This window comes from Rhizobium sp. BK008, assembly GCF_014197345.1.
In the GTDB taxonomy this organism is placed as follows: Bacteria; Pseudomonadota; Alphaproteobacteria; order Rhizobiales; family Rhizobiaceae; genus Rhizobium; species Rhizobium anhuiense.
This window is the reverse complement of sequence record NZ_JACIFK010000005.1, coordinates 309811-327615: the sequence shown is the minus strand read 5'-3', so window position 1 is coordinate 327615 and position 17805 is coordinate 309811. Positions and strand designations below refer to the sequence as shown.

The window sequence follows — 17805 nt, the reverse complement described above, 5'->3', positions numbered from 1 at the left end:
CCCGTTTACGAGAACTCCGGTAACAACGGAATTGAGCGGATGCAAACAAAACCTTTCCGGATCGGCACGCGGGGTAGCCCGCTGGCGCTTGCCCAAGCGCATGAGGCCCGCGACAGGCTGATGGCGGCGCATCATCTGCCCGAAGAAATGTTCGAGATCGTCGTGCTGACGACCAAGGGCGACCGCATCACCGACCGGTCGCTTTCCGAGATTGGCGGCAAGGGCCTCTTCACCGAAGAGCTCGAACAGAAGCTTGCCGCTGGCGAGCTGGATTTCGCCGTGCACTCCGCCAAGGACATGCCGACGCACCTGCCCGAGGGCCTTCATCTTTCCGCCTATCTGCCGCGCGAGGATATCCGCGACGCCGTCATCGGTCGCACCGCGCGCAAACTGATCGACCTGCCGCATGGCGCCACCGTTGGTTCCTCGTCGCTGCGCCGCCAGGCGCTGATCCGCCGCATGCGGCCTGATATCAACGTCATCACCTTCCGCGGCTTGGTGGAAACGCGCCTGCGCAAGCTCGAGGAGGGCCAGGTGGACGCGACCCTGCTGGCGCTGGCCGGCCTGAAGCGTCTCGGCAAGGTCGATGTGCTGACCGATATCCTCGATCCCGACACCTTCCCGCCGGCGCCGGCGCAGGGGGCGATCTGCATCGAAAGCCGCATCGGCGATGCCAGGGTCGACGATCTGCTGGCACCGGTCAACGATATCACGACTTTCGACACTGTCTCCTGCGAACGCGCCTTCCTCGCCGCACTCGACGGCTCCTGCCGCACGCCGATCGGCGGTTATGCCGTCTGCGAAGGCGACCTGATCCGCTTCTCCGGCCTCATCATCACCCCCGACGGCCGCAGCCAGCATGCCGTGACGACCGACGGCCACCGCCGCGACGCGGCAGCACTCGGCACCCGCGCCGGCCAGGACGTGCGCGCAAGGGCAGGCAGCGCCTTTTTCGACGATTGGCACTGAGGCGGCTGATGCGCGTGCTCGTCACCCGCCCCGCCCATTCGGCGACGAGAACCGCACAACGTTTGCGCGATATGGGCCACGAGCCCTTGCTGCTGCCGCTGCGTCAGCCGCTGCACGACAGCGCCGCCGCCGCAGCGGCCCTGGCGACCACCAGCGGCGCAATCGCGGTGACCAGCGCCGAAGCGATCAGGGTCGTTTCCGCCCTCGGTGAGCAGCTTCGTCCGCATCTTACCCGCCCGTTTTTCGCGGTCGGAGAGACGACGGCGGGAGAGGCGCGCAGCCTTGGCTTCCGATATGTCGCCGCATCCGCGGGCAACGGCCGCGATCTTGCCGATCTCATCGCGGCGCAGGGAGCCGACGGGTTGCTCTATCTTGCCGGCACCCCGCGTGCCGAAACTTTCGAAGGAAGATTGCGCGAACTTGGCATCCAATTTTCCGTCGCCGAATGTTATCGCATGCAATCGGCCGTCCCCGATTCTGCCGAGGTCGACGCGATCTTCGCTGACGGTGGCCCGGACGTCATCCTCTTCTATTCCCGCCAGACGGCTGAGGATTTCTTTCGTCTGCCGGAGCCGCGGTCCGCCCTACCGAAGCGCAGCACAATTCGCCTCCTTTGCCTGAGCGAGGCGGTGGCGGGGGCCGTTCCGGCAGTACTTCGAAAAAACGTGACGATTGCGCCGATGCCGGATGAGAGAAGCCTTTTGTCGCTGCTTTGAAGGCTCTAACTGCCCAAATTTGATCTAACCTCTTCCCTTAACTGGGATCACTGTCTAGTTTCGTTGCAATGCAGGATAAAGAGGACCTCATGGTATCGGGAAACCCGCCACGCCATTCGAAGAGCGCCGACGAGCCGGTCACGATCGACCTCGATGCACAGGAATTCGCCTCCGCAGCCGATACCGAAAAGCCGGTAGAGAGCCCAGCCGGTGATGCCGACACTACCGCCGCCACGGACGACGGCCTGACGCCCGAAACCGAAGCTGCCTCGCATGCCGAATATGAAGAAAAGCCTGCGGCGGAGGCGCTTGAGGAGGAACCGGTAGCTTCGGAACCGTCCTACACCCCTCCTCCCGAACAGCCCGCGCCGAAGAGCGCCGGCACCTCCGGTCTCATTGCCGCCGGCATCTTCGGCGGCCTCGTGGCGCTGCTCGGCGCCGGCGCCATCCAGTATGCCGGTTACCTCCCGAGCTCGTCTGCGCCACAGGCGACCTCGCCGGAGACCGCCGAGCTTTCCGGCGAGATCGACGGCCTGAAACAGGCCGTCGCCAACCTTGCCGCCAACCCGGCGAGCACGGATGACGGCGCGCTCGAGAAGCGCGTCGCTGCGCTGGAATCGGCGGCGAAGGCTCCCGCAGCCGGTGCACCGGCCGATTCGGCAAATGTCGAGGCGCTCAACCAGAAGATTGCGGAACTGACCGGCCAGGTCGATCAGCTGCGCGCCACACTTGCCCAGTCTTCCGAACAGCAGACGACGAACGGCGCCGATATATCCAAGCGCCTCGAAGAGGCCGAAAAGAAGCTGAACGAGCCGCGCGAGGACGTCGCCGTCGCCCGGGCGATCGCGGCCGCCGCCCTTAAGGCGGCGATCGATCGCGGCGGTCCGTTTGTGGCCGAACTCGACACTTTCGCCGGCGTCGCGCCCGACGATCCTGCTGTCGCCGACCTCCGCGCCTTTGCCGAGACCGGCATTCCCTCACGCGCCGAACTGGTGGCAGCGGTTCCCGATGTCGCCACCGCGATCGTCGAAGCCGTCAACCAGCCGGATCCGAACCAGAGCTGGTCGGACCGGCTGATGTCGAGCGCCAAGTCGCTGGTGAGCGTTCGCCCCGTCGGCAATATAGAGGGTGAAAGCGTCGAAGCCATTGCTGCCCGCATGGAGGACAAAGTGAAGAGCGGTGACCTGCCCGGCGCTTCCGCCGAATGGAACAATCTGCCCGCCCTCGGCAAGCAGGCGTCGACCGCCTTCAAGCAATCACTCGAAGCGCGCATCCGCGTCGAGGAACTGGTCGGGGGCGCGCTGTCGAAAGCCGTTTCCGGCACCGGCAAGGAAGGATAAGACCATGCTGATCCGCCTTGTCGCCTTCGCCCTCTTCGTGCTGCTTCTCGCCTATGGCTTCTCCTGGCTTGCCGATCGCCCCGGCGATCTCTCGCTGATCTGGGAGGGCCAGATCTACCAGACGAAGCTGATCGTTGCCGCCAGCGCCATCATCGCTCTCATCGCCGCCGTGATGATCGCATGGTGGTTCGTCCGCCTGGTCTGGACTTCGCCGCATTCGGTGACGCGATATTTCCGCGCCCGCAAGCGCGACCGCGGTTATCAGGCGCTGTCCACCGGCCTGATCGCCGCCGGCGCCGGCAATGCCCTGCTTGCCCGCAAGATGGCCGCCCGCTCGCGCGGCCTCATCCGCGCCGATCAGGAACCGCTGATCAACCTGCTCGAAGCTCAGGCCGCCCTGATCGAGGGCCGCCATGACGAGGCGCGCGCCAAGTTCGAGGCCATGGCCAACGATCCCGAGACGCGCGAACTCGGCCTGCGCGGCCTTTATCTCGAAGCCCGCCGTCTCGGGGCCAACGAGGCGGCCCGCCAATATGCTGAAAAGGCGGCCGACAACGCGCCCTATCTGCCTTGGGCCGCCCAGGCGACGCTCGAATATCGCAGCCAGGCCGGCCGCTGGGACGATGCGATCCGCCTGCTCGAACAGCAGAAGGCTGCCCGCGTCGTCGAAAAGGCCGAAGCCAACCGTTTGCACGCCGTCCTGCTGACGGCGCGCGCCGGCGAGAAGCTGGAAAGCAACCCGGCCGGTGCCCGCGACGACGCCCAGCAGGCGCTGAAGCTCGCCGCCGATTTCATTCCGGCAGCTCTCGTCGCTGCAAAGGCGCTGTTCCGCGAAGGCGGCGTGCGCAAAGCCGCCTCGATCCTCGAACAGGCATGGAAATCGGCACCGCATCCGGAGATCGGCCAGGCCTATGTCAGGGCCCGCAGCGGCGATTCCACGCTCGACCGGCTGAAGCGTGCCGAACGGCTGGAAGGGCTGCGCCCGAACAATGTCGAATCCCTTCTCGTCGTCGCGCAGGCGGCACTCGACGCGCAGGAATTCGCCAAGGCGCGCACCAAGGCGGAAGCGGCGGCACGCATGCAGCCGCGTGAAGCCGCCTTCCTGCTCTTGGCCGACATCGAAGAGGCCGAGACCGGCGACCAGGGCCGCGTGCGCCACTGGCTGGCCCAGGCGCTCAAGGCGCCGCGCGATCCGGCCTGGGTGGCGGATGGTTTCGTCTCCGACAAATGGCTGCCGATATCGCCGGTGACCGGCCGTCTCGACGCCTTCGAATGGAAGGCGCCTTTCGGCCAGATCGAAGGTCCGCTCGAAGACGGTTCGACGCCGGCCTCGATCGAAACAGCTCTGAAGACGCTGCCGCCGCTGCGTGACGTCAGGCCGGAAAGCCCCGTCAACGACCATCGCATCATCGAGCTGGAACGCGCTGCGACGATTGCCGAGGCTGTGCGCCCCACGCCGGCACCAGCGCCGGCAAAATCGAAACCCGTCGAACCGGCCGTGAGCGATAAAGCGCCGGCGCCGAATGAGGCAAAACCTTTCTTTGGCGGGTTGCCGGATGATCCCGGCGTTCGCGATCCCAGGGTGGAACCGGAACCCAAGACACGGCTCCGCCTTTTCTGAAATGGAACGAAAACCGCATGTTCGAACGCTTTCAGGCATTCTTCCAAAAGCTCACCGCCGACCACCCGAAGAAAGGATTTGCCCCTGATGATCCGCGCATCGCAGTGGCAGCGCTCTGCATGCAGGTCATGGAGGCCGACGGTCAGATCAAAGCCAGCGAGAAGAAGCGGCTGCGCAAGCTCCTGAAGGAGCAGTATGCCCTCGACGGCAAGCAGCTCGATGCTCTGATGGCCGCTGGTCTGGAGGCGGAAAGCACCGCCGTCGACTATTATCGCTTCACCGCCGACCTGAAACGCCATCTCAATACCGAGCAACGGCTGGAGCTGATCGGCATCCTCTGGGACATCGTCTATGCCGATGGCGAACGCAGCGAGATGGAAGACCATGTGATCTGGCGTATCGCCGATCTGCTCGGCGTCTCCTCGCGCGAGCGCATCCAGAAGCGGCAAGAGGCCGCCGCCAGGGTGACGGATGTCCAGGTTGCGCAAGATGATGCCGACTGAGCAGAACCCGAACCGCGACGGGCGCCCGATCCTCATCGTCCTGCATCAGGAGCGATCGAGCCCCGGCCGTGTCGGCCAATTGCTCGTCGAAAAGGGCTACCGCCTCGATATTCGTCGCCCGGTTCTCGGCGAGCCGCTTCCGACGACGCTCGAAGACCATGCCGGCGCCGTGGTCTTCGGCGGGCCGATGAGCGCCAATGATCCCGATGACTTCATCAAGAAGGAGATCGACTGGATCGATATTCCGCTGCGGGAAAAACGCCCCTATCTCGGCATCTGCCTCGGCGCGCAGATGCTGGTGCATCATCTCGGCGGCAAGGTGCAGCCGAATGCCGACGGCTCGACGGAGATCGGCTGGTATCCGCTGCACCCGACCGAGAAGGGCCGGTTGCTGATGCACTGGCCGAAGATGGTCTATCATTTCCATCGCGAGGGTTTCGAACTGCCGCGCGGCGCCGACCTGCTGGCCGAAGGCGATGCCTATCCGAACCAGGCCTTCCGCTACGACGGCAACGCCTGGGGCCTGCAGTTCCATGCCGAGCTCACTCGGGTGATGATGCATCGCTGGGTCGTGCATGGCGCCCATCGCTTCATCCTGCCGAACGCCCAGCAGGGCCGCGAACATCTCGAAGGCCGCATGCTGTTCGACGCGCCGCTGAGAGCCTGGCTGACCGAATTCCTCGACATCGTCTTCGAGGGAAAGGCGGCGAAGGCGACGTCTTCTATCGCTCTTCGCGCATAATCGGTTTCGAAATCGATCCCGACTATGCGGTGGGCGCGTCGAGCGTATCGATCTGCCGCAATTTCGGGAAACTCGAAGCCCAGATCGCCGCCACAGCAAGCGTTCCGATCCCGCCGATAACAACCGCCGGCACCGCACCGAAGATCGATGCCATCGTTCCTGCCCTGAATTCCCCGAGTTCGTTTGAAGCACCGACGAAGACCATGTTGACGGCGTTGACCCGGCCGCGCAGATGATCCGGCGTCCAGAGCGCAATCAGGCTCTCGCGCACATAGACCGACACCATGTCGGCCGCCCCCATCAGCGCCAGCGCCGCGATCGAGACCTCGGTGTTGGTCGACACGCCGAAAATGATCGTTCCAAGGCCGAACAGGGCGACGCCGATGAACATGTAGATGCCGGCGCGGTGTTTGAGCGGGTAGGCGGCCAGGAAGATCGCCATGACGATGGCGCCAAGGCCGGGTGCGGCACGCAACAGCCCGAGCCCCCAGGGACCGAGTGTCAGAATATCACGCGCAAAAATCGGCATCAGCGCCGTCGCGCCGCCGAGCAATACGGCGAAGAGATCGAGTGAGATCGCCCCGAGCACCACCCTTTCGGCGCGGATGAAGCTGAAGCCACCGAGGATCATCGCCCAGCTCTTGGTTTCGCCCGTCGTCTTCTGTTCCGGCTTCGGGATCATGTAGAGAAGGGCTGCACCGAGCACGGAAAAGATCACCGCCACACTATAGGCGGTCGTCGCGCTGACGCCGTAGAGCAGGCCGCCGAGCACCGGCCCGGTGATCGCCGCAAGCTGCCAGGACGACGAATTCCAGGCGATCGCATTGGAAAGAGCCTGCTCCGGCACGAGATTGGGCGCCAGCGACTGCACCGCCGGCGACATGAAGGCACGTTCGATGCCGAAGATCAAAAGGACGGCGAAAACAGGCAGAGGTGTAAAGGTGCCCATGATAGTCATGACCAGCAGCGCCAGTGTGCAGAGCGCGCTCACCAGCGAGCAGAGCGCGGCGATCGCCCGGCGATTGTACCGGTCGGCCACCGAGCCGGTGACGAGCATGAGCAGCAGCGACGGCAGGAATTGCACGAGACCGATCAGGCCGAGATAGATCGCCTTGCCCGTCTGGTCGTACATCTGCCAGCCGACGGCAACGCTGACGATCTGCTGCGAGAAGGAAAGCAGGAAGCGCGCGAAGAAGAACCGCGTGTAGGACGAATGCCGAAACGCGGCAAAACGGTCTCCGGTGGGCGCAAACGACATGGATGTTTTCCGAGGAGACGGGCGCCGCAATAGCTGCAGAGCCGCCCGTTAAACATGATTCACCGCGCGTCTCCACACGGCACTTGCTCGTTTAGTCGCCAATGTCTACATGTCTGTCAACAACGAATTTGGAGATGACGATGTTTGCGCTGTTTCAAACCATTGATTTGGCTTTGAATATTTACACCTGGATCCTGATTGGCAGTGCCATTTTTTCCTGGCTCTATGCCTTTAACGTCATCAACTCCAGCAATCAGTTCGTCAATTCGGTCGGCACTTTTCTCTATAACGTCACCGAACCGGCGCTGAAGCCGATCCGCCGCTTTCTGCCGAACCTTGGCGGCATCGACATTTCGCCGATCATCCTGCTGCTGATCATCTTCTTCCTGCGCACCTTGCTGTGGACCACGCTGTACCCGCTGGTCGCTTGAGCCGTCCCTGGCGCCTTTTCGATGACCATCTGCGCCTCGCCGTCCGGCTGACGCCGAATGGCGGGCGTGACGCAATCGATGGCATCGAGGCCGACGGCGAGGGTGAAGCCCTCCTGAAGGCGCGCGTCACATCGGTCCCGGAAAAGGGCAAGGCAAACAAGGCCCTCATCCTGCTGATCGCGCAATCGCTGCGCATTCCCAAATCCAGCGTCAGCTTTGTCTCCGGCGAGACCGCACGCAAAAAAATCCTCCGGATCGACGGCGACCCGGAGGATTTGGCAAGAAAGCTCGAAGCGTTTCTTCGCTGAACGATCAGCCCTTCGTCGTCTTGGCGCGCTCGACGGCTTCGAGGATCAGTTCACCGGCTTCCTTGGAGTCGCCCCAGCCGAAGATTTTCACCCACTTGCCGGGCTCCAGATCCTTGTAGTGCTCGAAGAAGTGCTCGATCTGCTTCAGCGTGATCTCGGGAAGATCGGTGTAGTCCTTCACCTTCTCGTAGCGCAGCGTCAGCTTCGGCGACGGCACGGCGATGATCTTCTCGTCCTTGCCGGAATTGTCTTCCATCTTCAGGACGCCGATCGGGCGGACATTGATGACGCAGCCGGGAACCAGCGGGCGGGTGCTGGCGATCAGCACATCGATCGGGTCGCCGTCTTCCGACAGTGTGTGCGGCACGAAACCATAATTGCCGGGATAGGTCATCGGCGTATAGAGGAAACGATCGACCACCAGCGTGCCGGCTTCCTTGTCCATCTCATACTTGATGGGATGACCGCCGACCGGAACCTCGACGATAACGTTGACGTCCTCAGGTGGATTATTACCGATGGAAATAGCGTCGATGCGCATAAGAAACTCCCGCGAGGTTGAATTTGCTCGCAGCCAGATAATCAGTTTCATGTGGCAACGCAACATCGCACAGCGCCAATGCTTGACTGCAGCGGCGCACATTCACATCAAAAACTTCCGGTAAGAGATAGACGAAGGCACGACTCTCGCGCCGTGCGTCTTTTCAGACGCTAGGGATTGATCAGCTCCAGATGAAGCCGATCTTCTTCAATTGCCTGTGGTCGAAGCTTTCCATGCCTTCGCAGAAATCGACACCGCCATGATGGCGGTAGAAGCGGCTGGCGGTCTCGTTTTCCTCAAGGCACCAGACGACCAGCCCGTTGCAGCCAAGCGACTTCAACAGCCGGCGCGCCTCGCCGAACAGCATTCTGCCGAGGCCGATGCCCTGATATTCGGGCCGAAGGTAAAGCTCGTAGATTTCGCCTTCCTGCGGCAGAGCGCGGGCGCGGTTCAGGCCAAGCGTCGCATAGCCGGCGACAGTGCCGGCGACATCGAGAACCAGCAGCGTTGCCGGACCGCGCGTCGCCTTGCGCCACCAGCTTTCGCCGCGCCGCTCGATCATCTGCGTCAGCGCACGATGCGGAATGATGCCCGCATAGGTGTGCTGCCAGGCGAGCCTGTGTGTTTCCGATATGGCGCGGGCATCATGCGGCTCGGCCCGCCGGACATCGATCGACAACGTCTTCATAACGTTTACTCTGGTCCCGCCAGAGGCAATTAACCATATGCGATACCGCATTCCGGTCCATTGCCCACAGACTTAACATGTGGACGATGGTCAAAAGTTAACGCTTTTTTAACGATTGTCACAAGATGGAATCGACGCGGCGCACAACAAAAACCCCGGCGCGAGGGCCGGGGTTTTAAGGACTTCTCTAAACTGCGCCAGGCTCTCAGAGGGCCGCCTTCGACTTTTCGAAACGCTTGCGATCGTTTGCGTCGAGATACATCTTGCGCAGACGAATATTCTTCGGCGTCACTTCCATCAGCTCGTCGTCCTGGATCCAGGAGAGTGCGCGATCAAGCGTCATGCGGATCGGCGGCGTCAGCTTCACCGCTTCGTCCTTGCCGGCGGCGCGGATGTTGGTGAGCTGCTTGCCCTTCAGGACGTTGACTTCAAGGTCGTTGTCGCGCGAATGGATGCCGATGATCATGCCGGCATAGACCTTTTCGCCCGGCTCGATGATCATCGGGCCGCGATCTTCCAGGTTGAACATCGCATAGGCGACGGCTTCGCCGGGAGCGTTGGCGAGCAGCACGCCGTTGACGCGGCCACCGATCACACCCTTGTAGGGCTGGTAGTCGTGGAACAGGCGGTTCATGATCGCCGTGCCGCGCGTATCCGTCAGCAGCTCCGACTGGTAGCCGATCAGGCCGCGGGTCGGTGCGTAGAAACGCAGGCGGAGACGGTTGCCGCCCGACGGACGCAGCTCGACCATTTCGGCCTTGCGCTCGGACATCTTCTGCACGACGACACCGGAATGTTCTTCGTCGACGTCGATGACGACCTCTTCGACCGGCTCCAGAAGCTGGCCGCTTTCATCCTTGTGCATCACGACACGCGGACGCGACACGGCAAGCTCGAAGCCTTCGCGACGCATGGTTTCGATGAGGACGGCGAGCTGAAGTTCGCCGCGGCCGGACACGTAGAACGAATCCTTGCCTTCGGCTTCTTCGATCTTCAGGGCGACGTTGCCCTCCGCTTCCTTGAAGAGGCGGTCGCGGATGACGCGGCTCGTGACCTTGTCGCCTTCGGTGCCCGCCAGCGGGCTATCGTTGACGATGAAGGACATGGTGACGGTCGGCGGATCGATCGGCTGCGCCGGCAGCGGTGCTGTGATCGAAGGATCGCAGAAGGTGTCGGCGACCGTGCCCTTGGAAAGGCCGGCGATCGCAATGATGTCACCTTGATGCGCTTCTTCGATCGGCTGGCGTTCGATGCCGCGGAAGGCGAGGATCTTGGAAATGCGGCCGGTTTCAATCGTCTTGCCGTCGGCGTGGAGAACCTTCACCGCCTGGTTCGGCTTGATGGAACCGGAATTGATGCGGCCGGTGATGATGCGACCGAGGAAGGGGTTGGCTTCGAGGATCGTGCCGATCATCGTAAACGGACCTTCGTGGACGGTCGGCTCCGGAACATGCTTGAGCACCAGGTCGAGAAGCGGGGTAAGACCCTGATCCTTCGGACCTTCTGGATTGACGTTCATCCAGCCATCGCGGCCCGAACCGTAGAGGATCGGAAAGTCGAGCTGCTCGTCGGTCGCGTCGAGGTTTGCAAAGAGGTCGAAGACTTCGTTGATGACTTCTTCGTGGCGGCCGTCGGGACGGTCGATCTTGTTGATCGCGACGATCGGGCGAAGGCCGACCTTCAGCGCCTTGCCGACGACGAATTTCGTTTGCGGCATCGGGCCTTCCGAGGCATCAACGAGAACGATCGCGCCATCCACCATCGAGAGAATGCGCTCGACTTCACCGCCGAAGTCGGCGTGGCCGGGGGTGTCGACGATGTTGATGCGGACACCCTTCCATTCCACCGAGGTCGCCTTGGCGAGAATGGTGATGCCGCGTTCCTTTTCGAGATCGTTCGAGTCCATCACGCGTTCAGCGACACGCTGATTTTCGCGGAACGAGCCGGACTGCTTGAGAAGCTCATCCACCAGGGTCGTTTTGCCATGGTCAACGTGCGCGATGATCGCGATATTGCGAAGTGCCATATGTGAAATCTCTGAGGCTGGGGCGCACGCTCTAGAGGACGCGCCTATTAGTTTGGGGCGTCCATACAGTTTTTTTTGCGTTTGCGAAAGGGGGGAACGCGCAAAAGCTGCGGCAAGGCTTTCGCCCCGCCGCATCACAGCGTGTCATCAAATTGTCTTAGGCGTCGCTGCCTGTCAATTCCTCGAAGGTCGAAAGTCCTTTTTTGACGAGCATCGCATCCGGGCTCGGCAGCTTGCCGCGGAAGGCCTTATAGGCATCCTCTGGATCGACCGAGCCGCCGACGGAATAGATATTCTCCTTGAGCTTGCGCGCCATCTCGCCGTTGAAGGCGTCGCCCGTCTCCTCGAAGGCGGCGAAGGCGTCGGCGTCGAGCACCTCCGACCACATGTAGGAGTAATAGCCGGCCGAATACCCGCCGGAGAAGATGTGCTGGAAGTGCGGCGTTGCGTGGCGCATGACGATAGACTTCGGCATGCCGATCTCGGCCAGCACCTCCGCCTGCACCGCCATCGGGTCCTCGACGGTCGTTCTCGTGTGAAACGCCATATCGACCAACGCCGACGAGGTGAATTCCACGGTATTGAAACCGGCATTGAAGGTTCGCGCGGCCAGCACCTTGTCGAGCAAGGCCTGCGGCATCGGCTCGCCGGTCTCGAAATGCACGGCATAGCGCTTCAGGATAGCGGGCACCGTCAGCCAGTGCTCATAAAGCTGCGACGGCAGCTCGACGAAATCGCGCGAAACACTGGTGCCGGAAACGGAAGGGTAGGTAACATTCGACAGCATGCCGTGCAGCGCGTGGCCGAATTCGTGGAACAGCGTGCGCGCGTCGTCGAGCGACAACAGCGCCGGCTTGCCTTCCGCCGGCTTGGCGAAGTTGCAGACATTATAGATGATTGGCAATTCGCCGTGGCGGCCGTTCTTCAGCTCAAGCCGGTGCTGCGACTGCAATGAGCTCATCCAGGCGCCGGAACGTTTCGAGCTGCGGGCGAAATAATCGCCGAGGAACAGGGCGACCAGCCGGTCCTCGCGGTCCCTGATTTCGAATACCCTGACGTCAGGATGATAGGCGGCCACACCCTTCTTCTCGACGGCGCGGATGCCGAACAGCCGCCCGGCCACATCGAAGCAGGCCTCGATGATCTTCTCGAGCTGCAGATAGGGCTTGAGTTCGGCCTCGGAGAAATCGAACTTTTGTGTCCGGATCTTTTCGGCATAGTGGCGCCAGTCCCAGGGCATCACCTCATGGTTCCGGCCCTCGTCTGATATCAGCGCCGCAATATCGGCCTCCTCCTCGCCGGCGCGTTTCACCGCCCGCGCCCAGACGGCTTTGAGCAGGCCGTTCACCGCCTCCGCCGTCTTCGCCATCGTGTTGTCGAGCTTCAGCTCGGCGAAATTGCCGTAGCCGAGCAGCGTCGCCACCTGATGGCGCAGCGCCAGCGTTTCCTTGATGACGGCGCGGTTGTCCGTCTCCCCGTCATTTTCGCCGCGCGCCACCCACGCCTTGAAAGCCTGCTCGCGCAGATCGCGGCGCTCCGAAAAGGTGAGGAACGGCTCGATGATCGAGCGTGACAGCGTCACCGCATATTTGCCCTCTTCGCCGCGTTCGCGCGCGGCCGCCGCCATCGCGTCGCGAAGGAATTCCGGCAGCCCGGCGAGCTCGGCGCCGTCGGAAAGCAGCAGTGCCCAGGCCTTCTCGTCGGCCAGCACGTTCTGGCCGAATTGCGTCCCGAGGCCGGCAAGCTTTTCGTTGATCGCGGCGAGCTTCTCCTGCTCGGCCTTGTCAAGCTTGGCGCCCGACTTGACGAAGCCTTTCCAATGGCGTTCCAGCACGCGCGTCTGTTCGAGCGTCAGGCCAAGGCTCTCGCGTCTCTCCCAGAGCGTATCGATGCGGGCAAAAAGCGCAGCATTCATCCCGATCTTGGAATAGTGGCGCGACATTTTCGGCGAGATCTCCCGCTCCAGCGCCTGAATCACATCATTGGTATGGGCGCCCGCCTTGTTCCAGAACAACGCCGAAACGCGCGACAGTGCGTCGCCGGCAATCTCCAGCGCCACGACTGTATTGTCGAATGTCGGCGCATCGCCGTTTCCGGCGATCTCGTCGATCTCCCTTTCATGCGCAGCAAGGGCGGCTTCGAAGGCGGCGGCAAAGTCGCCGTCATCAACGGCATCGAAGCGCGGCAGGCCGTGAAGACCGTCCCAGCTTACCAGCGCCGGATTGAAATCATGTGGAGAAGGCATTGGAAAATTCCTTTTTGGCATGCAGGTGGATCGTCAATATAGGAGAGCAGCCATGGAATTGGTATGTTGGCGGGGAAGACCTTTTGCCTCGTCCACCAAATCTGGCGAACGCCTGCCAAATCCGGTGGACAAAAGTTGACGCGTGACAATTAACCAATCGTTAACGATTGACGCGAATCACGCGCAAGCGCTAGTTTTCAGGTGTTCTTCTTGTAAGGGGACATGCGCCATGGAAATTTTTTCTGTGCGGTCTTCTCAGAGTTTGCTATTTAAAAACAATCCTAATAACGCAAAAAGTTCGAAGACCTCTGATATTCAAATCGAGACCAAAGCTCCGGCCCCGGCCTCGTTCCAGATCGAAGACAATGTTGACGAAGGGCCTGATTTTACCGCGGTCAGCCCTGGAGAGCTGCGCAATTACGCGCGCCAGAGTTTCGACAGCGGCCTGATCGATCAGAACACCTATGCCGCGATCTCCGAGCCGCTGCCGATGCATGCGATCGATCCGCATGGCAACGTCATCGATCTCTCCAGCGTCACCGACGGCACCAGCTTCAATTTCCTCGATTATTACAAGAACCAGCTCCAGATCGCCATGTCGATCGGTGACCCCGACGAGGTCCAGACACTGAAATCGATCGTCAACTTCCTGGACGGCTGATCAGAACAGGATGCGCCCTCTTCTGATCAAGCCTTGCGCCAGCCGAGCAGGCCGGGTGTGGCATGCCAGAGCGCCTGGGCGGCAAACCCCATGAAGAGTACGCCGGAGCAGCGCACGATCAGCCGCTCATGGGCGCGGTAGAAGCGGCGGACCGCGCCCGCGCCGATGACGCCGATCAGGATGATATCGGCAGTGACGAAACCGACGAACGACACGCCGAGAAGCACCGGCAACGCCTCGAAATCGAGCGCGCCGGCCGAGCCCGCGACCAGCGCCGTGAAGGTCGCGAGCGCCACCGGATAACCCTTCGGATTGGTGACGCCGAAAATCAGGCCGCGACGAAACGGCCGCTCGACCACGACAAGCGCCTGCCCTTCGGCTTTCGGCTTGGCATTGACGGCACTCCAGCCGATCCAGGCGAGATAGAAACCGCAGGCAAGGCCGAGCAGATCGAAGACGAAGGTTCCGATCGTCTTCGCGCCGACGATCGCGATCAGCGCTAGCGACGACCAGATGATATCTCCGACCAGATGCCCCATCATGAAGAAGGCGCCGGCCTTGCGGCCCTGCCCGGCGCCGATGCCGAGCAGTTGCAGGAAGGCGGGGCCTGGAATGAGCACATAGAAGAGCGCCGCCAGAAAGGCGCCGAAGAGCAAGGAGTGCGTCATAAAAATGCTCCGGAGGATGATCGCATGAGACTAAGCGATCACAGCCATCCGTCAAGGGTGGTGCACTGCCATGAAAAGCGGGATCAGGTGGCAAACGCTACCGGAGGCGGCTTTCGGCCCGAGGCGGACATCTGTTCGTTGAAGGATGCGAATGCTTTGCGCCCCTTTAGCAATCATTCAGCAAGCTGCTTTGCGGCCCTTTAGCAATCATTCAGCAACGGGATTCTCGCGCTAATAGCGAACGCTGTTCAGCGATCCGCAGCTCTGGCTGGCAATTGATCCTTTTGACCACGGGCCGGGCTGAAGGATTGCAGTTAGTGGGCGAAGCGGGCTCCCACCGTGCGACCTACGCGGATCACACTAGTCAAACCAACCAAGCGGCACCTCGGAGTCCCCCCGAGGCGAAGGCCAGTGTGTTTTCAGGGGTTCCCGCTGTGTCATATTTTCTTGAGAAGCGTTAACAAGGTTCCGCTGGATTGCTCGGTGTGACGGCGATACGCGCGACCCGAATGGCCGTGTTACGGTCCATTCTTGATCGAGAGAGGATGGCAAGCCATGGAAGCCGCAGAACTACGATATAATTGGGCTGATCCCAACGTCTACGAGACATTCATCGGGCGCTGGAGCGAACATCTGGCAAGTCCATTTCTCACACGGGCCAATATTGCTCCGGGCAGTCGCGTGCTCGATGTAGCATGTGGGACAGGTGTGTTGTCGAAAGCACTGGCCGAGGCGGGAGCGCATGTGATCGGTGTTGACGCGTCGGAGGGATACCTGGAAGGAGCCCGCCGTCGACGATCCCACCCCAATATCGCATATGAACACGGCGATGTCCGGCAGATGCGGTTCGACACTAACTTTTTCGATGCGGCCGTTTCCACGCTGGCTCTGGACGTTATCCCGGAAATTGAACATGTAGTTGCCGAGATGAAGCGCGTGACCCGTCCAGGCGGCGTGGTCGCGTCCGCCGTTACTCAGTTCTTGGGCGGCATGCCCGCCTTCGATCTCGTCATTAACACCGGCGCCGTGCTTGAGACCGACTTCGCCAGGCTGAGATCCATGCGGGCGGGGCGCCAGCTCTTCTGGCCTAATGGTCAGGCGACGTTGTGGCGGAAGATCGGCCTCGTCGACGTAACGGAGATTCCCGTTGTCGTGGATTGCGAGTATGCGTCCTTCGCGGATTATTGGGCTACGTTCACCGACGGCCCAGGCAGCACCACAAGCACATTGATGGCACTTTCGGACGACGCCCGTGGTTCGATCGAACAGCATGTTCGTGCCGGGTATCTGGTTGACTTGCCCGATGGACCCCGGTCATTTCCCATGATGTTCCGTGTGGTGCGTGGCTTGGTCCCAGCCTGATTCTGCAGAGCATGCAATGGGCCTGCGAGGGGCCGGTGTGGGCCGTCCTCAGACCTTAACCCCGCGGGTTGATCATCAGCTGTCGTTCCTCGGCAGCCAAAAAGCTACCAGGCCGCTAACGACCCCGAAGCAGTCATTCGAATGCTGGCGGCAAAGAATATCGAGCATTCCGTTTTTCGTAATCTGTAAGCGGAGCGCGGCTTAGTACCCCCCGATATTTCTGAAGAACCCAGTCACCGAGATCGGGCGAGATTCGGCTCATTGTTTCGACTGTTGGTGCCATCCAGTTCCAACGGGAATAGCCATCATCTTTGATGCCGTTCGGAAGCGGGGCTACCTCGTCGTAAGAAAAAGCCCGCGCGGCAAGGCCGGCGGGCTCTTATCCAATTCAAAACAGAACCGTGATTACTTCACGAGATTGCGCTTGCCGAGCGTGCGCAGGCGCAGCGCATTGAGCTTGATGAAACCGGCAGCATCCTTCTGGTCGTAGGCACCCTGATCGTCCTCGAACGTGACAAGCTTGTCGGAATAGAGCGACTTTTCGCTCTCGCGGCCGATGACCATGACATTGCCCTTGTAGAGCTTCAGCGTCACTTCGCCTTCGACATGCTCCTGGCTCTTGTCGATCAGCGCCTGCAGCATTTCGCGCTCCGGCGAGAACCAGAAGCCGTAATAGATCAGCTCGGCGTAGCGCGGCATGATCTCGTCCTTGAGATGGGCAGCACCGCGGTCGAGCGTGATCGATTCGATGGCGCGATGCGCCGAGAGCAGGATCGTGCCACCTGGCGTTTCGTAGACGCCGCGCGACTTCATGCCGACGAAGCGGTTCTCGACGAGGTCGAGACGGCCGATGCCGTTGTCGCGGCCGTAATTGTTGAGCGTCGCGAGCAGCGTCGCCGGCGACATCTCGACACCGTTGATCGAGACCGCATCGCCCTTGCGGAATCCGACCTTGATGGTGGTCGCCTTGTCGGGCGCAGCCTCAGGCGAGATCGTGCGCATATGCACATATTCCGGCGCCTCCTGGGCGGGGTCCTCGAGAACCTTGCCCTCGGAAGAGGAATGCAGAAGGTTGGCGTCGACGGAGAACGGCGCTTCGCCCTTCTTGTCCTTGGCAACCGGGATCTGATGCTGTTCGGCAAAGGCCAGCAGGTCGGTGCGGCTCTTGAAGGCCCAGTCGCGCCACGGCGCGATGATCTTGATGTCGGGGTTCAGGGCATAGGCGGACAGTTCGAAACGAACCTGGTCGTTGCCCTTGCCGGTGGCGCCGTGGGCGATCGCATCCGCGCCCGTCTTGCGGGCGATGTCGATCAGATGCTTGGAAATCAAAGGACGGGCGATCGAGGTGCCGAGCAGATAGACGCCCTCATAGACGGCATTGGCGCGGAACATCGGGAAGACGAAATCGCGCACGAATTCCTCGCGCACGTCCTCGATGTAGATCTCCTTGATGCCGAGCATCTCGGCCTTCTTGCGCGCCGGCTCCAGCTCTTCGCCCTGGCCGAGATCGGCGGTGAAGGTGACGACTTCGGCGCCGAGTTCCGTCTGCAGCCACTTCAGGATGATCGAGGTGTCGAGGCCGCCGGAATAGGCGAGCACGACTTTCTTCACGTCTTTGTATGATGCCATGATGATGAGGTCCGTTGCATAATAGGCCGGCGAAAACCCGGTGTCGCGGCACTTTTAGCGAGATTGGCGCGTGACGCAAGGCCAAGTGCGACAGCGA

The 17805-nt window shown here is 61.6% G+C and carries 17 protein-coding genes; 10 read left to right on the top strand and 7 right to left on the bottom strand.

The window, feature by feature from the left end; genetic code table 11:
• Positions 1-39: 39 nt before the first annotated feature.
• The 6 genes from hemC (at position 40) to FHT69_RS21865 (ending at position 5891) form a co-directional block, all read left to right on the top strand.
• The gene (gene hemC / locus FHT69_RS21890) at positions 40-969 is read left to right on the top strand and encodes a hydroxymethylbilane synthase (RefSeq protein ID WP_047615613.1); all 930 of its coding nucleotides are present in this window, start codon (positions 40-42) and stop codon (positions 967-969) included.
• Between the two features lie 8 nt (positions 970-977).
• The gene (locus tag FHT69_RS21885; RefSeq protein ID WP_183905950.1) at positions 978-1685 is read left to right on the top strand and encodes a uroporphyrinogen-III synthase; all 708 of its coding nucleotides are present in this window, start codon (positions 978-980) and stop codon (positions 1683-1685) included.
• Between the two features lie 68 nt (positions 1686-1753).
• A complete protein-coding gene (locus FHT69_RS21880) occupies positions 1754-3025 on the top strand; it encodes a COG4223 family protein (RefSeq protein ID WP_174824502.1) in 1272 nt (423 codons plus the stop codon).
• A 4-nt stretch (positions 3026-3029) separates the two neighbouring features.
• Entirely contained in the window at positions 3030-4646 is a 1617-nt protein-coding gene (locus FHT69_RS21875) for a heme biosynthesis protein HemY (protein WP_168333354.1), read from the top strand.
• 17 nt (positions 4647-4663) lie between these two features.
• Positions 4664-5149, top strand: a complete 486-nt coding sequence (locus FHT69_RS21870; RefSeq protein ID WP_028757788.1) for a TerB family tellurite resistance protein — start codon at positions 4664-4666, stop codon at positions 5147-5149.
• Positions 5118-5891, top strand: coding sequence for a glutamine amidotransferase (locus FHT69_RS21865; RefSeq protein WP_047615617.1), 774 nt, complete (start codon positions 5118-5120; stop codon positions 5889-5891). Before FHT69_RS21870 ends, FHT69_RS21865 begins: the two co-directional genes overlap by 32 nt.
• A 22-nt stretch (positions 5892-5913) precedes the next feature.
• On the opposite strand, the gene FHT69_RS21860 is transcribed toward FHT69_RS21865, so the two are convergent.
• Complete coding sequence (locus tag FHT69_RS21860) at positions 5914-7149, bottom strand: MFS transporter (protein WP_097543593.1); 1236 nt, start codon at positions 7147-7149, stop codon at positions 5914-5916.
• Positions 7150-7289: 140 nt separating this feature from the next.
• On the opposite strand from FHT69_RS21860, the gene FHT69_RS21855 reads away from it, so the two are divergent.
• Both FHT69_RS21855 and FHT69_RS21850 read left to right on the top strand, forming a co-directional pair.
• Positions 7290-7580: a YggT family protein gene (locus tag FHT69_RS21855; RefSeq protein WP_028757791.1), complete on the top strand. Its 291-nt coding sequence runs from the start codon at positions 7290-7292 to the stop codon at positions 7578-7580.
• Positions 7577-7888 (top strand): DUF167 domain-containing protein, encoded by a 312-nt coding sequence (locus FHT69_RS21850; protein ID WP_028757792.1) that lies wholly within the window; start codon positions 7577-7579, stop codon positions 7886-7888. Before FHT69_RS21855 ends, FHT69_RS21850 begins: the two co-directional genes overlap by 4 nt.
• Before the next feature lie 4 nt (positions 7889-7892).
• Here the strand turns inward: FHT69_RS21850 and ppa are convergent, their stop codons facing one another.
• The 4 genes from ppa to FHT69_RS21830 all read right to left on the bottom strand — a co-directional run bounded on the left by ppa (position 7893) and on the right by FHT69_RS21830 (position 13388).
• Positions 7893-8429, bottom strand: coding sequence for an inorganic diphosphatase (gene ppa, locus FHT69_RS21845; RefSeq protein WP_028757793.1), 537 nt, complete (start codon positions 8427-8429; stop codon positions 7893-7895).
• Positions 8430-8610: 181 nt separating this feature from the next.
• Positions 8611-9117, bottom strand: a complete 507-nt coding sequence (locus FHT69_RS21840) for a GNAT family N-acetyltransferase (protein ID WP_127431301.1) — start codon at positions 9115-9117, stop codon at positions 8611-8613.
• 205 nt (positions 9118-9322) lie between these two features.
• On the bottom strand, positions 9323-11143 hold the full coding sequence (typA, locus tag FHT69_RS21835; RefSeq protein ID WP_018243938.1) for a translational GTPase TypA: 1821 nt from the start codon (positions 11141-11143) through the stop codon (positions 9323-9325).
• Between the two features lie 157 nt (positions 11144-11300).
• The gene (locus tag FHT69_RS21830; RefSeq protein WP_097543592.1) at positions 11301-13388 is read right to left on the bottom strand and encodes a M3 family metallopeptidase; all 2088 of its coding nucleotides are present in this window, start codon (positions 13386-13388) and stop codon (positions 11301-11303) included.
• A gap of 229 nt (positions 13389-13617) precedes the next feature.
• Between FHT69_RS21830 and FHT69_RS21825 the strand changes: the two genes are divergently transcribed.
• Positions 13618-14049 carry a hypothetical protein gene (locus FHT69_RS21825; RefSeq protein ID WP_183905949.1) on the top strand — a complete coding sequence of 144 codons (432 nt, stop codon included), beginning with the start codon at positions 13618-13620 and terminating at the stop codon, positions 14047-14049.
• A 26-nt stretch (positions 14050-14075) separates the two neighbouring features.
• On the opposite strand, the gene FHT69_RS21820 is transcribed toward FHT69_RS21825, so the two are convergent.
• Positions 14076-14717, bottom strand: coding sequence for a LysE family translocator (locus FHT69_RS21820; protein WP_168333356.1), 642 nt, complete (start codon positions 14715-14717; stop codon positions 14076-14078).
• 555 nt (positions 14718-15272) lie between these two features.
• Here FHT69_RS21820 and FHT69_RS21815 point away from each other — a divergent pair.
• Positions 15273-16079 (top strand): class I SAM-dependent methyltransferase, encoded by an 807-nt coding sequence (locus FHT69_RS21815; protein ID WP_168333357.1) that lies wholly within the window; start codon positions 15273-15275, stop codon positions 16077-16079.
• Positions 16080-16484: 405 nt separating this feature from the next.
• Here FHT69_RS21815 and FHT69_RS21810 read toward each other — a convergent pair whose 3' ends face one another.
• The gene (locus FHT69_RS21810) at positions 16485-17708 is read right to left on the bottom strand and encodes an argininosuccinate synthase (protein ID WP_132574333.1); all 1224 of its coding nucleotides are present in this window, start codon (positions 17706-17708) and stop codon (positions 16485-16487) included.
• Positions 17709-17805: the final 97 nt, after the last annotated feature.